The organism is Pseudomonas sp. FG1 (assembly GCF_034313875.1).
Lineage (GTDB): Bacteria > Pseudomonadota > Gammaproteobacteria > Pseudomonadales > Pseudomonadaceae > Aquipseudomonas > Aquipseudomonas veronii.
Genome location: NZ_JAVIWP010000001.1, coordinates 1688564 through 1701622, shown reverse-complemented (window position 1 = coordinate 1701622; position 13059 = coordinate 1688564). Strand labels below are relative to the sequence as shown.

The following is a 13059-nucleotide window of genomic DNA, read 5'->3' as shown; positions in this document are numbered from 1 at the left end:
ACGGATAATGCCCAGTTTTTCCACCTGCGCATCGCGCGCCACCGCTTGCGGTCGAAAGAGAACACCATGAAAGACACCATTCGCCAGCTGATCCAACAAGCCCTCACCCAACTCGTCAACGAAGGTGTGTTGCCTGAAGGCCTGACGCCGGCGATCCAGGTGGAAAACACCCGCGACAAGACCCACGGTGACTTCGCCAGCAACATCGCGATGATGCTGGCCAAGCCGGCCGGCATGAAGCCGCGCGACCTGGCGGAGAAAATCATCGCCGCGCTGCCGGCCGACCCGCAGGTGAGCAAGGCCGAAATCGCCGGCCCGGGCTTTATCAATGTCTTCCAGAACACCGAGGCCCTGGCTTCGCGCCTGGACGCGGCGCTGGCCGATGCCAAAATCGGCGTGCGCAAGGCCGGCCCTGCCGAGCGCGTGGCCATCGACCTGTCGGCGCCCAACCTGGCCAAAGAGATGCACGTCGGCCACCTGCGCTCGACCATCATCGGCGACGGCGTGGCGCGGGTGCTGGAGTTTCTCGGCGACACCGTGATCCGTCAGAACCACGTCGGTGACTGGGGCACCCAGTTCGGCATGCTGATGGCCTACCTGCAGGAAAACCCGATCACCAGCAACGAGCTGTCGGACCTGGAAAACTTCTACCGCGCCGCGAAGAAGCGTTTCGACGAATCTGAAGCGTTCGCCGACCGCGCCCGTGGCCTGGTGGTCAAGCTGCAAGCCGGCGACAAGGAATGCCTGGAGCTGTGGTCGCGTTTCCGCGATATCTCGCTGGCCCACTGCCAGCACATCTACGAACTGCTCAACGTCAAGTTGACCATGGCCGACGTCATGGGCGAAAGCGCCTACAACGACGACCTGATCAACGTGGTCAACGACCTCAAGGCCAAAGGCCTGCTGGTAGAAAGCAACGGCGCGCAGTGCGTGTTCCTCGAAGAATTCAAGACCGCCGAGGGCGAGCCGCTGCCGGTGATCATCGTCAAGGCCGATGGCGGCTACCTCTACGCCACCACCGACCTGGCCGCCGTGCGCTACCGCAGCGGCGTGCTCAAGGCGGATCGCGCGTTGTATTTCGTCGACCAGCGCCAGGCCCTGCACTTCCAGCAGGTGTTCGAAGTGGCGCGCCGCGCCGGTTTCGTCACGCACCCGATGCACATGGAACACATGGGCTTCGGCACCATGAACGGCGCCGACGGCCGCCCGTTCAAGACCCGCGACGGCGGCACCGTGAAGCTGATCGACCTGCTGAACGAAGCCCAGGAACGTGCCTACAACCTGGTGAAGGAAAAGAACCCAGAGCTGGCGGACGCCGACCTGCGCAACATTGCCCGCGTGGTGGGCATTGGCGCGGTGAAATACGCCGACCTGTCCAAGCACCGCACCAGCGACTACAGCTTCAACTTCGAGCTGATGCTCAACTTCGAAGGCAACACCGCGCCGTACCTGCTGTACGCCTACACCCGCGTGGCCGGGGTGTTCCGCAAGCTGGGCAAGGACTTCAGCGAAGTGCAAGGGCAGATCGTATTGCAAGCGCCCCAGGAACAGGAACTGGGCGCCAAGCTGGCGCAGTTCGGCGAAGTGCTGAACAGCGTCGGTGAGAAAGGCACGCCGCACATCCTCTGCACCTACCTGTACGAAGTCGCCGGGCTGTTCTCCAGCTTCTACGAGAACTGCCCGATCCTCACCGCCGACGACGAAGCCCACAAGCAGAGTCGCCTGCGCCTCGCCGCACTGGCTGGACGGACCCTCAAGCAAGGCCTGGAACTGTTGGGCCTGGAAACTCTGGAGCGTATGTAAGTTGGCTGCCAAGAAAAAACCTGCACCCAAGCGCGGCGCCAGCCGCTACCAGGCACCGGCGAAGAAGCCCATTCCGGGCTGGTTGTGGATGGCCATCGGCCTCACGGTCGGCGCGTTTATCGTATTCCTGATGAAGCTGGACCCCGGCCAGGGCGATGACGTCAAACGGGTCAAACAGGAGCAGCAAAAAGCCACGAAAATGGCCGAGGCCAACAAGACCGCGCCAAGCCCGACCGCGCCGGTGAAGCCCAAGTACGACTTCTACACCCTGCTGCCGGAATCGGAAGTGATCGTGCCGCCCGACGCCGTGCCGGAGAAAACCCTGCCGACGCCGCAAGTACCGACCACGCCGGTCACTCCGGCGGAAGCGGCCAAAATCGACACGGCACGGGCCCAGGCCGCGCTGGCCGGGATCACCCCGCCGCCACCGCCGCCGGTTGCGACCACCAAGGCCGCGCCGGTGACCAAGTTCTTCCTGCAGGCGGGCTCGTTCCCGAAACAGGCGGACGCCGATCGCGTGCGTGCGCAGATCATCCTGCTGGGCCAGGCGGTCACGGTGGAGTCCGGCACGGTGAAGGAGGCGACGTGGTATCGCGTGTTGGTGGGCCCGTTCAGCAACCGCGAGCAACTGACCGTGGCGCAGAAACAATTGGCCGGCGCGGGCTTTAGCAACCTGTTGTTACAACAGCGCCAGAGCCGCTGACCTACAGCCAACACCAATCAAAATGTGGGAGGGGCTTGCCCCCGATAGCGATAGATCAGTCAATATTTTCGGCGACTGGTACACCGCGATCGGGGCAAGCCCCTCCCACATTGGTTTTTGGCGGTTCTCGAGAGGGTGTCAGACCAATAGACACCATTCGTCCGTACCAACCTCCCAAGGTTGAAATCATCCCCGCTACCCCCATATCAGTTCCCACCAGGGCATTTTCGCCCCGCTGCGTGGAGACTCTCCCCTTGACCACCATCGTTTCAGTACGTCGCCACGGCAAAGTCGTCATGGGCGGCGACGGCCAGGTTTCCCTTGGCAATACCGTGATGAAAGGCAACGCGAAGAAAGTGCGTCGCCTGTACCACGGCCAGGTGCTCGCAGGCTTTGCCGGCGCCACCGCAGACGCCTTCACCCTGTTCGAACGTTTCGAAGGCCAGCTGGAAAAACACCAGGGCCACCTGGTTCGCGCCGCCGTCGAACTCGCCAAAGAATGGCGCACCGACCGCTCCCTCAGCCGCCTCGAAGCCATGCTGGCCGTTGCCAACAAAGACGCGTCGCTGATCATCACCGGTAACGGCGATGTGGTTGAGCCTGAACACGGCCTGATCGCCATGGGCTCCGGCGGTGGCTATGCCCAAGCGGCAGCCAGCGCACTGTTGAAGAAAACCGACCTGTCGGCCCGCGAAATCGTCGAAACCGCCCTGGGTATCGCTGGCGATATCTGCGTGTTCACCAACCACAACTTCACCATTGAGGAGCAGGACCTCGCCGAGTAAGCCGTAGGCTTATTCCCGCTTGAGGACCGCCAAACATTATGTCCATGACTCCCCGCGAAATCGTCCATGAACTCAATCGCCATATCATCGGCCAGGACGATGCCAAGCGCGCCGTTGCCATCGCGCTGCGTAACCGCTGGCGCCGGATGCAACTGCCTGAAGAACTGCGCGTTGAAGTAACGCCCAAGAACATCCTGATGATCGGCCCGACCGGCGTCGGTAAAACCGAAATCGCCCGGCGCCTGGCCAAGTTGGCCAATGCCCCGTTCATCAAGGTCGAAGCGACCAAGTTCACCGAAGTCGGCTACGTGGGCCGCGACGTCGAGTCGATCATTCGCGACCTGGCCGACGCTGCCTTGAAGCTGCTGCGCGAACAGGAAATGACCAAGGTCAGCCACCGCGCCGAAGACGCTGCCGAAGAACGTATCCTCGACGCCCTGCTGCCACCGGCGCGCATGGGTTTCAACGAAGAAGCCGCGCCAGCCTCGGACTCCAACACCCGCCAGCTGTTCCGCAAACGCCTGCGTGAAGGCCAGCTGGACGACAAGGAAATCGAGATCGAAGTCGCCGAAATGTCCGGCGTCGACATCTCCGCGCCGCCCGGCATGGAAGAAATGACCAGCCAGTTGCAGAACCTGTTCGCCAACATGGGCAAGGGCAAGAAGAAAAGCCGCAAGCTCAAGGTCAAGGAAGCGCTGAAACTGGTGCGCGACGAAGAAGCCGGGCGCCTGGTGAACGAGGAAGAACTCAAGGCCAAGGCCCTGGAAGCGGTCGAGCAGCATGGCATCGTGTTTATCGATGAGATCGACAAGGTGGCCAAGCGCGGTAACTCCGGTGGCGTCGACGTGTCCCGCGAGGGCGTACAGCGCGACCTGCTGCCGCTGATCGAAGGCTGCACCGTCAACACCAAGCTGGGCATGGTCAAGACCGACCACATCCTGTTTATCGCCTCCGGTGCGTTCCACCTGAGCAAGCCAAGCGACCTGGTGCCGGAGCTGCAAGGCCGCCTGCCGATTCGCGTGGAGCTCAAGGCGCTGACCCCGGGTGACTTCGAACGCATCCTCAGCGAGCCGCATGCCTCGCTCACCGAGCAATACCGCGAGCTGCTGAAAACCGAAGGCCTCGCCATCGAGTTCCTGCCGGACGGCATCAAGCGTCTGGCGGAAATCGCCTGGCAGGTCAACGAGAAGACCGAGAACATCGGCGCCCGTCGCCTGCATACCTTGCTGGAGCGCCTGCTCGAGGAAGTGTCGTTCAGCGCCGGCGACCTGGCCGGTGCGCAGAATGGCGAAGCGATCCAGATCGACGCCGCCTACGTCAACAGCCACTTGGGCGAATTGGCGCAGAACGAAGATCTGTCTCGCTATATCCTGTAAGCCTCACACAGCACTGCTTTGCTTCAATGTGGGAGGGGGCTTGCCCCCGATGGCGGTGTGTCAGTCAGCATACATCTGTCTGACCGACCGCCATCGGGGGCAAGCCCCTCCCACATTTTGAAGCCGGTTTATTCAGGATCTCATCAATGTCGAAATTTCCTACTGCTGTAAACCTGCACAAAACCTCCAACACCCTCGGCCTCACCTACGGGCCCGACGAGGCCTACCAGTTGCCCGCCGAATTCCTGCGGGTACATTCGCCTTCCGCCGAAGTCCAGGGCCACGGCAAACCGATCCTGCAATTCGGCAAGCTCAACGTGCGCTTGAGCAAGATCGAACCGGCCGGTCAATACGCACTGAAATTGATCTTCGACGACGGACACGACAGCGGATTGTTCACCTGGGACTACCTCTACCAACTGGCCGTGCGTCAGGACGCGCTGTGGGCCGATTACCTCGCCGAACTCAAAGCAGCCGGAAAAACCCGCGACCCGGATCAGTCAGTCGTGCGGCTGATGCTCTAGTCCAGGCTTCTTGCGCTTTAGAGGGCATTTTCTAATTCCATCTGCTTGAATGCCCACTCCTGTGGCCAACGATTGGCCCGCTTGCGAAAAAAATTAAACTCGGGTAACCAATGGAACTGGCAAGTTCCCTGCATTTGACGATGCGGTATCAACGGTCACCCGAGTCGCAGTACCTGGCTTGTGTTGTGTATCGAAACGTGGTGCGCAGCGGTACCCGGTACTCGTCTTTCGGACAATGGAGCGTCGTAGATGAGTAACAAGAATAACGATGACTTGAAACGCCAGGCCTCGGAAAACACCTTGGGGCTGAACCCGATCATCGCGTTACGTAAAAAGGACTTATTGGCCTCAGCGAAGATGGTGCTGAGCCAAGCCATCAGACAACCGTTGCACAGCGTCAAGCATGTTGCCCACTTTGGCGTCGAATTGAAAAATGTGATGTTCGGCAAGTCCGCGCTGGTGCCCGAAAGCGATGATCGTCGCTTTCACGACCCGGCCTGGAGCCAGAACCCACTCTACAAGCGTTACCTGCAAACCTACCTGGCGTGGCGCAAGGAACTGCACGACTGGATCGGTGACAGCAACCTGTCAGAACAGGACATCAGCCGCGGTCACTTCGTGATCAACCTGATGACCGAAGCCATGGCCCCCTCCAACACGGCGGCCAACCCGGCGGCGGTCAAGCGCTTCTTTGAAACCGGCGGCAAAAGCCTGCTCGACGGCCTGTCCCACCTGGCCAAGGACATGGTTCACAACGGCGGCATGCCGAGCCAGGTCAACATGGGCGCGTTTGAGGTCGGCAAGTCCCTGGGCACCAGCGAAGGTTCGGTGGTGTTTCGCAATGACGTGCTGGAGCTGATCCAGTACAAGCCGATCACCGAACAGGTCCACGAACGCCCGCTGCTGGTGGTGCCGCCGCAGATCAACAAATTCTATGTCTTCGACCTGAGCCCGGATAAGAGCCTGGCGCGCTTCTGCCTGCGCAACGGCCAGCAGACGTTTATCGTCAGCTGGCGCAACCCGACCAAGGCCCAGCGCGAGTGGGGCCTGTCGACCTATATCGAGGCGCTCAAGGAAGCGGTCGATGTGGTCACCGCGATTACCGGCAGTCAAGACATCAACATGCTCGGCGCCTGCTCCGGCGGCATCACCTGCACCGCCCTGCTCGGCCACTACGCGGCGCTGGGGGAGAAGAAGGTCAACGCCCTGACCCTGCTGGTGAGCGTGCTGGACACCACCCTGGACACCCAGGTGGCGCTGTTCGTCGACGAGCAGACGCTGGAAGCGGCCAAGCGCCACTCCTACCAGGCCGGCGTGCTGGAAGGCCGCGACATGGCCAAGGTGTTTGCCTGGATGCGCCCCAACGACCTGATCTGGAACTACTGGGTCAACAACTACCTGCTGGGCAACGAGCCGCCGGTGTTCGACATCCTGTTCTGGAACAACGACACCACGCGCTTGCCGGCGGCATTCCACGGCGACCTGATCGAACTGTTCAAGAACAACCCGCTGGTGCGCGCCAATGCCCTGGAAGTGTGCGGCACGCCGATCGACCTCAAGCAGGTCACAGCCGATATCTACTCATTGGCCGGCACCAACGACCACATCACGCCGTGGCAGTCCTGCTACAAGTCGGCGCAGCTGTTTGGCGGCAAGGTGGAGTTTGTGCTGTCGAGCAGCGGGCATATCCAGAGCATCCTCAACCCGCCGGGCAACCCCAAGGCCCGCTACCAGACCAGCGACGGCCTGGCGGGCAAGCCGCTGGAATGGCAGGAAAATGCGACCAAGCACACCGACTCGTGGTGGTTGCATTGGCAGGCGTGGCAGGCGGAGCGGGCGGGCAAGTTGAAGAAGGCACCGACGACATTAGGCAATAAAACCTACGCCGCAGCCGAAGCGGCACCGGGTACCTATGTGCATGAACGCTAGAGCACACTTTTTCGGGATTGAAATGAGATCAAATGTGGGAGGGAGCTTGCTTCCGATAGCGGTGTATCAGTCACCAGATCCATTGACTGACCGAACGTCATCGGGAGCAAGCCCCGTCCCACACTGACCTCACTCGGACTGCAATACTTCACAGGGCTTGAGCATGCCGCAACCGTTCATCTTCCGCACCATCGACCTGGATGGCCAGACCATCCGCACGGCGGTACGCCCAGGCAAGTCGCACTTGACGCCACTGCTGATCTTCAACGGCATCGGCGCCAACCTCGAGCTGGTGTTTCCGTTCGTCCAGGCCCTGGACCCGGACCTGGAAGTGATCGCCTTCGATGTGCCGGGCGTGGGCGGCTCGTCGACACCCAAGCGGCCGTATCGCTTTCCCGGCCTGGCCAAGCTCACCGCGCGCATGCTCGATTACCTGGACTACGGCCAGGTGAATGCGGTGGGCGTGTCCTGGGGCGGCGCGTTGGCGCAGCAGTTTGCCTACGACTACCCGGAGCGCTGCAAGAAGCTGATTCTCGCCGCGACCGCCGCCGGGGCGGTGATGGTGCCGGGCAAGCCGAAAGTGCTGTGGCTGATGGCGAGCCCGCGGCGCTATATCCAGCCGTCTCACGTGGTGCGTATTGCACCGATGATTTATGGCGGTTCGTTCCGCCGCGATTCGAACCTGGCCGCCGAACACGCGAGCAAAGTGCGCTCGGCCGGCAAGCTGGGTTACTACTGGCAACTGTTCGCCGGGCTGGGCTGGACCAGCATCCACTGGCTGCACAAGATCCGTCAGCCGACCCTGGTGCTGGCCGGGGACGACGACCCGCTGATCCCACTGATCAACATGCGGATGCTCGCCTGGCGCATTCCCAACGCACAGCTGCACATCATCGATGATGGCCACCTGTTCCTGATCACCCGCGCCGAAGCCGTGGCGCCGATCATCATGAAATTTCTCGAGGAGGAGCGCCTGCGCGCGGTGATTCATCCCCGTCCGGCGGTGTAAGGACCACACCGCCGCGCAACTTGCCGAGAACCGACTATGGTTCTGAATTGGCGTGCCTGTTGATGACTTGACGAAGGAGTGTTGGCTCATGCGAGAACGACCCGTGACGAACCCGGCGCCCACCCCAGCCGTGTTCATCAATGCGCAAAATGCGATCACCGGCCTGCGCGGCCGGGACTTGCTGTCGACCCTGCGCAGCGTCGCCGCCCACGGCTTGCGCAACCCGGTGCATACCGCTCGTCATGCCCTGGCCCTGGGCGGTCAACTGGGGCGCGTGCTGCTGGGCGAAACCGTGCATGAACCCAACCCCCACGACAGCCGCTTCATCGACCCGACCTGGGCCCTCAACCCGCTGTACCGACGCAGCCTGCAGGCGTACCTGAGCTGGCAGAAGCAAACCCGCAGCTGGATCGATGACAGCACCCTGAGCGCCGATGACCGCGCCCGCGCGCACTTCGCGTTCACCCTGATCAACGATGCGGTATCGCCCTCCAACACCTTGCTCAACCCGTTGGCCATCAAGGAACTGCTCAACTCCGGCGGTAACAGCGTGGTGCGCGGCGTGAGCAACCTGTTCGAAGACATGCTGCACAACAACGGCCTGCCGCGCCAGGTCAGCAAGCACGCCTTTGAAGTGGGCAAGACCGTCGCCACCACGCCAGGCTCGGTGGTGTTTCGCAATGAACTGCTGGAGCTGATCCAGTACAAGCCCATGAGCGAAAAGCAGTACGCCAAGCCCCTGTTGATCGTGCCGCCGCAAATCAACAAGTACTACATCTTCGACCTGAGCCCGGCCAACAGCTTCGTGCAGTACGCCCTGAAAAACAGCCTGCAGACCTTCATCGTCAGCTGGCGCAACCCGGATGTGCGCCACCGCGAATGGGGCCTGTCCACCTACGTGGCCGCGCTGGAGGAAGCACTCAACGTCTGCCGCGCAATCACCGGCGCCCGCGAGGTCAACCTGATGGGCGCCTGTGCCGGCGGCCTGACCATCGCCGCGCTGCAAGGCCACCTGCAAGCCAAGCGCCAGTTGCGCCGCGTCGCCAGCGCCAGCTATCTGGTGAGCCTGCTCGACAGCCAGATCGACAGCCCCGCCACCCTGTTCGCCGACGAGCAAACCCTGGAAGCCGCCAAGCGCCGCTCCTACCAGCAAGGCGTGCTGGACGGTCGCGACATGGCCAAGGTATTTGCCTGGATGCGCCCCAACGACCTGATCTGGAACTACTGGATCAACAACTACCTGCTGGGCAAGGAACCGCCGGCCTTCGACATCCTGTACTGGAACAACGACAACACGCGCCTGCCCGCCGCCCTGCATGGCGACCTGCTGGACTTCTTCAAACACAACCCGCTGAGCCATCCCGGTGGCCTGGAAGTGTGCGGCACGCCCGTCGACTTGCAGAAGGTCACGGTGGACAGCTTCAGCGTGGCCGGGATCAACGACCACATCACGCCATGGGACGCGGTGTACCGCTCCACGCAGTTGCTGGGCGGCGAGCGGCGCTTCGTGCTGTCCAACAGCGGGCATATCCAGAGCATCCTCAACCCGCCGGGCAACCCCAAGGCCAACTACGTCGAGAACCTCAAGCTGAGCAGCGACCCACGCGCCTAGTACTACGACGCCAGCCACGTCGAAGGCAGCTGGTGGCCAGAGTGGCTGGCGTGGATTCAAGCGCGCTCGGGCGTACAACGCGAAACCCTCACCGCCCTGGGCAACCAGAATTACCCACCGATGGAAGCAGCGCCAGGCACATACGTGCGGGTCCGCTGAGCTCAACGATCCTATTTAAGAAGACCGGATGAAAACCCGCGACCGTATCCTTGAATGTGCCCTGCTGTTGTTCAACCACAAGGGCGAACCGAACGTGTCGACCATGGAGGTGGCCAATGAAATGGGGATCAGCCCCGGCAATCTCTACTACCACTTCCATGGCAAGGAACCGCTGGTGCTCGGGCTGTTCGAGCGTTTCCAGAGTGAGCTGGCGCCCCTGCTCGACCCACCGCCAGGCGCGCAACTGGAGGCCCAGGATTACTGGCTGTTCCTGCACCTGATCGTCGAGCGCATGGCCCATTACCGGTTCCTGTTCCAGGACCTGTCGAACCTGGCGGGACGCCTGCCGAAACTGGCAAGGGGCATTCGCCACCTGCTCACGGCGCTCAAGCGCACCCTGGCGTCATTACTCGCACGGCTGCAGGCGGCGGGGCAGTTGGTCAGCAGCACCCAGGCGCTGGGCCAGTTGGTGGAGCAGATCACCATGACCCTGCTGTTTTCCCTGGACTACCAACGCATTCTCGACCGTGAAGGCGAGGTGCAGGTGGTGGTCTACCAGATCATGATGCTGGTCGCGCCGCACCTGTTGCCAGCGGCGCGGGAAACCACGGAGCGCCTGGCGCTGCGCTATATGGACGATCCGGGTTAAACTCGAATGGACTGACCGATCATAAAAACGCCCGACCTTCACAGGCCGGGCGCTTTTTCAGGTGCCCCGAAAAGATCAGGACTGACTGGATGGCGTCGGGGTTACCGATGCGGCAGTCGGTGCAGGCGCAGCGGTCGGTGCGGCTGCCGAGTTGGCGCTGGAAGCGGCGAGTGCCGCAGGCGCAGGCTTGGCGGCCACGGCCGGCTTCGCTGCTGCGGGCTTTTTCGCGGCGACCGGCTTCTTCGCGGCGGCAGGTTTGGCGGCGGCAGGTTTGGCCGCTGCAGGTTTGGCGGCGACCGCTTTAGCGGCGGGTTTGGCAGCGGCTTTAGCGGCCACTGGTTTAGCGGCTGGCTTGGCCGCAGGTTTGGCCGCTGCAACTTTCGCCGCTGGCTTGGCCGCAGGTTTAGCCACGGCTTTGGCTGGCGCTTTGGCCGCAGGTTTGGCGGCCGGCTTGGCGGCGGCTTTGACCAGTGGCTTGGCGGCCGTTTTCGCAGCCGGTTTGGCGGCAGCGGTTTTAGCGGCAGGCTTGGACGCAGCAGCCTTCACCGGGGCGACTTTGGCACCGGTGAGTTTTTCGATTTGCTTGGTCAGGGTCTCGACCTTGCTGTGCAGTGCTTTCACTTCAGCACGGCTGGGTACGCCCAGTCGCGAAATCGCACTGTTAAGGCGCTTGTCGAAAGTTTCTTCCAACTTGTTCCAAGTCTCGGAAATGCTCGACTTGGCGGAACCGGCGCTGGCCTTGGCCGCATCGACTTTTTTACCCACGGTGCTTTTGGTCAACTTCTCGGCCTTCTCGCCGTCTTTAACCAACGTCTCGAAGAGTTTGCTGCCGTCACTGTCGATCTTCGAGTAAACGCCTAAACCAGCCAGCCAGATCTTGCGGGAATATTCTTCAACTTTCCCGACCCACGAGCTGCCTTCTTTCTGAGTAGTCTTTTTAACAGCCATCCCGATGTCTCCTTAGTGTTTACGCGCGACACGTTCGAGCAATGCCGTCAGCTCTTCGAGCTTAGCAGAGAGTGTCTCCACGTCATGTTTAGACGCAATGCCGATTCGATTCAAGGCACTTGCAACACGAGTGTCAAAAGCTTTTTCAACTTTATCCAGTTGAACTTCAACCCGGCCTTTGACGCTGGAGAGATTACTCTTTACTTGGTCAATCTGACTGTTGGCAGCATCAAGTTGTTCAACCGCAACTTTTTTACCTTTACTTTCAACATGTTGCCCGGTCTTTACCAGCCCTGAATTCATAGAATAAGTGCAACGTTTGAAACGATAGGCAGAGAGTCAGCCACCGGTAGAATCCAGGCTCTCACACCGAAGGATTCAAGCGCAGATGACTACGCATTACCGGCAGCTGACTCAGGGCCAACGTTACCAGATTGAGGCCGGTCTGAGCGCCGGAAAAAGCCAGGCAAGCATCGCGAAACAGGTTGGCGTACATCCCTCGACGATCAGTCGTGAGGTTCGCCGCAACAGCTCCCAGAAGACCTACAAAGCGGTTGCTGCGACCCATGAAAGTGATGCCCGTCGAGCGCAGGCGCGCAAGCACTGCAAGCCATTAACGTGGTTCAGCCATTATCTGCCGCTCTGGCTAAAACACGGTATGAGCCCGGAGCAGATTGCTCAGCGCCTGAAGCAAGAGCAGCCGGAGCGCGCGGTCAGTCACGAGTGGATTTATCGGTTTATCGCCACCGACAAACACGCAGGTGGCGAGTTATACAAGTATTTGCGGCACCGCAGGAAGCTGTACCGAAAACGCTACGGAAGCCACGACCGGCGCGGACAGTTGCGTAATCGCGTATCGATAACCGAGCGCCCTGCTGAGGTCGAAGCCCGCGAGCGTCTAGGTGATTGGGAGGGTGACACGGTGCATGGCGTAGGCGGCAATCTGGTCACGCTGGTTGATCGTAAAAGCGGCTACCTGAGCGCCTATCCGGTCAAGCGCAGGACGCGCCGGCAGGTAACGCGGGCGATCAATCTGTTGCTCAAGGGGCATGCTGTTCACACGCTGACGCTGGATAACGGGAAGGAGTTTGCCGGGCATGAACGCATTGCGCATCGGAGCCAGTGCCAAGTCTTTTTTGCAGAACCCTATTCATCCTGGCAGCGAGGCACTAATGAAAATACCAACGGCCTGCTCCGGCAGTATTTTCCCAAGGGCGGCGACTTCAGCAAGCTGACCGTCGAGGCGGTCAGTCGCGTGGTAACGAAGATCAATTTACGCCCGCGAAAACGCCTGGGCTGGAAGACGCCGTACGAAGTTTATGCAGGGGTGAGCGTTGCACTTATGTGTTGAATTCAGGAGCTCTTTGAAGTACGCGCCACCCTCGTTTCCGACCCTGGCATAGGCACCCAGGCCTGCCAGCCAGATCTTGCGGGCATAGGTTTTAACCTCGTCCAGGGCGTGGCTCGGGGCGTCGATTTTTTTCTTCAGGGTAACTTTGGCCATGGAACACCTCACGCAAAAAGGGTGGAGGAACGGCCCGCAGAAGTTGAGGGCTTGGGCA

General features: G+C 61.2%; 10 protein-coding genes and 3 pseudogenes. 10 read left to right on the top strand and 3 right to left on the bottom strand.

Annotated features, from left to right (window positions below; genetic code table 11):
* Positions 1 to 66 precede the first annotated feature (66 nt).
* From argS to RGV59_RS07835, 9 genes and pseudogenes are all read left to right on the top strand, one after another.
* Positions 67 to 1803, top strand: coding sequence for an arginine--tRNA ligase (gene argS / locus RGV59_RS07875; RefSeq protein ID WP_017849869.1), 1737 nt, complete (start codon positions 67 to 69; stop codon positions 1801 to 1803).
* A 1-nt stretch (position 1804) separates the two neighbouring features.
* Entirely contained in the window at positions 1805 to 2506 is a 702-nt protein-coding gene (locus tag RGV59_RS07870; protein WP_017849870.1) for an SPOR domain-containing protein, read from the top strand.
* Positions 2507 to 2760: 254 nt separating this feature from the next.
* Complete coding sequence (hslV, locus tag RGV59_RS07865; protein WP_010563201.1) at positions 2761 to 3291, top strand: ATP-dependent protease subunit HslV; 531 nt, start codon at positions 2761 to 2763, stop codon at positions 3289 to 3291.
* A gap of 38 nt (positions 3292 to 3329) precedes the next feature.
* Positions 3330 to 4667, top strand: a complete 1338-nt coding sequence (gene hslU, locus RGV59_RS07860) for an ATP-dependent protease ATPase subunit HslU (RefSeq protein ID WP_017849871.1) — start codon at positions 3330 to 3332, stop codon at positions 4665 to 4667.
* Positions 4668 to 4813: 146 nt separating this feature from the next.
* The gene (locus RGV59_RS07855; RefSeq protein WP_046490835.1) at positions 4814 to 5191 is read left to right on the top strand and encodes a gamma-butyrobetaine hydroxylase-like domain-containing protein; all 378 of its coding nucleotides are present in this window, start codon (positions 4814 to 4816) and stop codon (positions 5189 to 5191) included.
* A 249-nt stretch (positions 5192 to 5440) separates the two neighbouring features.
* Positions 5441 to 7120, top strand: a complete 1680-nt coding sequence (gene phaC / locus RGV59_RS07850; protein ID WP_017849873.1) for a class II poly(R)-hydroxyalkanoic acid synthase — start codon at positions 5441 to 5443, stop codon at positions 7118 to 7120.
* 163 nt (positions 7121 to 7283) lie between these two features.
* On the top strand, positions 7284 to 8129 hold the full coding sequence (gene phaZ / locus RGV59_RS07845; protein ID WP_017849874.1) for a poly(3-hydroxyalkanoate) depolymerase: 846 nt from the start codon (positions 7284 to 7286) through the stop codon (positions 8127 to 8129).
* 88 nt (positions 8130 to 8217) lie between these two features.
* Positions 8218 to 9900, top strand: a pseudogene (gene phaC / locus RGV59_RS07840) (class II poly(R)-hydroxyalkanoic acid synthase).
* 28 nt (positions 9901 to 9928) lie between these two features.
* Positions 9929 to 10549, top strand: a complete 621-nt coding sequence (locus RGV59_RS07835) for a TetR/AcrR family transcriptional regulator (RefSeq protein WP_017849876.1) — start codon at positions 9929 to 9931, stop codon at positions 10547 to 10549.
* Positions 10550 to 10624: 75 nt separating this feature from the next.
* Here the strand turns inward: RGV59_RS07835 and RGV59_RS07830 are convergent, their stop codons facing one another.
* Positions 10625 to 11497 carry a phasin family protein gene (locus RGV59_RS07830; RefSeq protein WP_126585346.1) on the bottom strand — a complete coding sequence of 291 codons (873 nt, stop codon included), beginning with the start codon at positions 11495 to 11497 and terminating at the stop codon, positions 10625 to 10627.
* 12 nt (positions 11498 to 11509) lie between these two features.
* Positions 11510 to 11788: pseudogene (locus tag RGV59_RS07825) on the bottom strand (phasin family protein); the annotation flags it as partial.
* A 97-nt stretch (positions 11789 to 11885) separates the two neighbouring features.
* Here RGV59_RS07825 and RGV59_RS07820 point away from each other — a divergent pair.
* The gene (locus tag RGV59_RS07820) at positions 11886 to 12848 is read left to right on the top strand and encodes an IS30-like element ISPsme1 family transposase (RefSeq protein WP_017846754.1); all 963 of its coding nucleotides are present in this window, start codon (positions 11886 to 11888) and stop codon (positions 12846 to 12848) included.
* Here the strand turns inward: RGV59_RS07820 and RGV59_RS07815 are convergent.
* A pseudogene (locus RGV59_RS07815) lies at positions 12846 to 13001 on the bottom strand (phasin family protein); the annotation flags it as partial. The gene RGV59_RS07820 and the pseudogene RGV59_RS07815 sit on opposite strands and share 3 nt — an antisense overlap.
* Positions 13002 to 13059 lie beyond the last annotated feature (58 nt).

Coding starts and splice junctions, on each gene's coding strand:
- argS (WP_017849869.1), top strand. CDS start 67: ATGAAAGACACCATTCGCCAGCTGATCCAACAAGCCCTCACCCAACTC.
- hslU (WP_017849871.1), top strand. CDS start 3,330: ATGTCCATGACTCCCCGCGAAATCGTCCATGAACTCAATCGCCATATC.
- RGV59_RS07855 (WP_046490835.1), top strand. CDS start 4,814: ATGTCGAAATTTCCTACTGCTGTAAACCTGCACAAAACCTCCAACACC.
- phaC (WP_017849873.1), top strand. CDS start 5,441: ATGAGTAACAAGAATAACGATGACTTGAAACGCCAGGCCTCGGAAAAC.
- phaZ (WP_017849874.1), top strand. CDS start 7,284: ATGCCGCAACCGTTCATCTTCCGCACCATCGACCTGGATGGCCAGACC.
- RGV59_RS07835 (WP_017849876.1), top strand. CDS start 9,929: ATGAAAACCCGCGACCGTATCCTTGAATGTGCCCTGCTGTTGTTCAAC.
- RGV59_RS07830 (WP_126585346.1), bottom strand. CDS start 11,497: ATGGCTGTTAAAAAGACTACTCAGAAAGAAGGCAGCTCGTGGGTCGGG.
- RGV59_RS07820 (WP_017846754.1), top strand. CDS start 11,886: ATGACTACGCATTACCGGCAGCTGACTCAGGGCCAACGTTACCAGATT.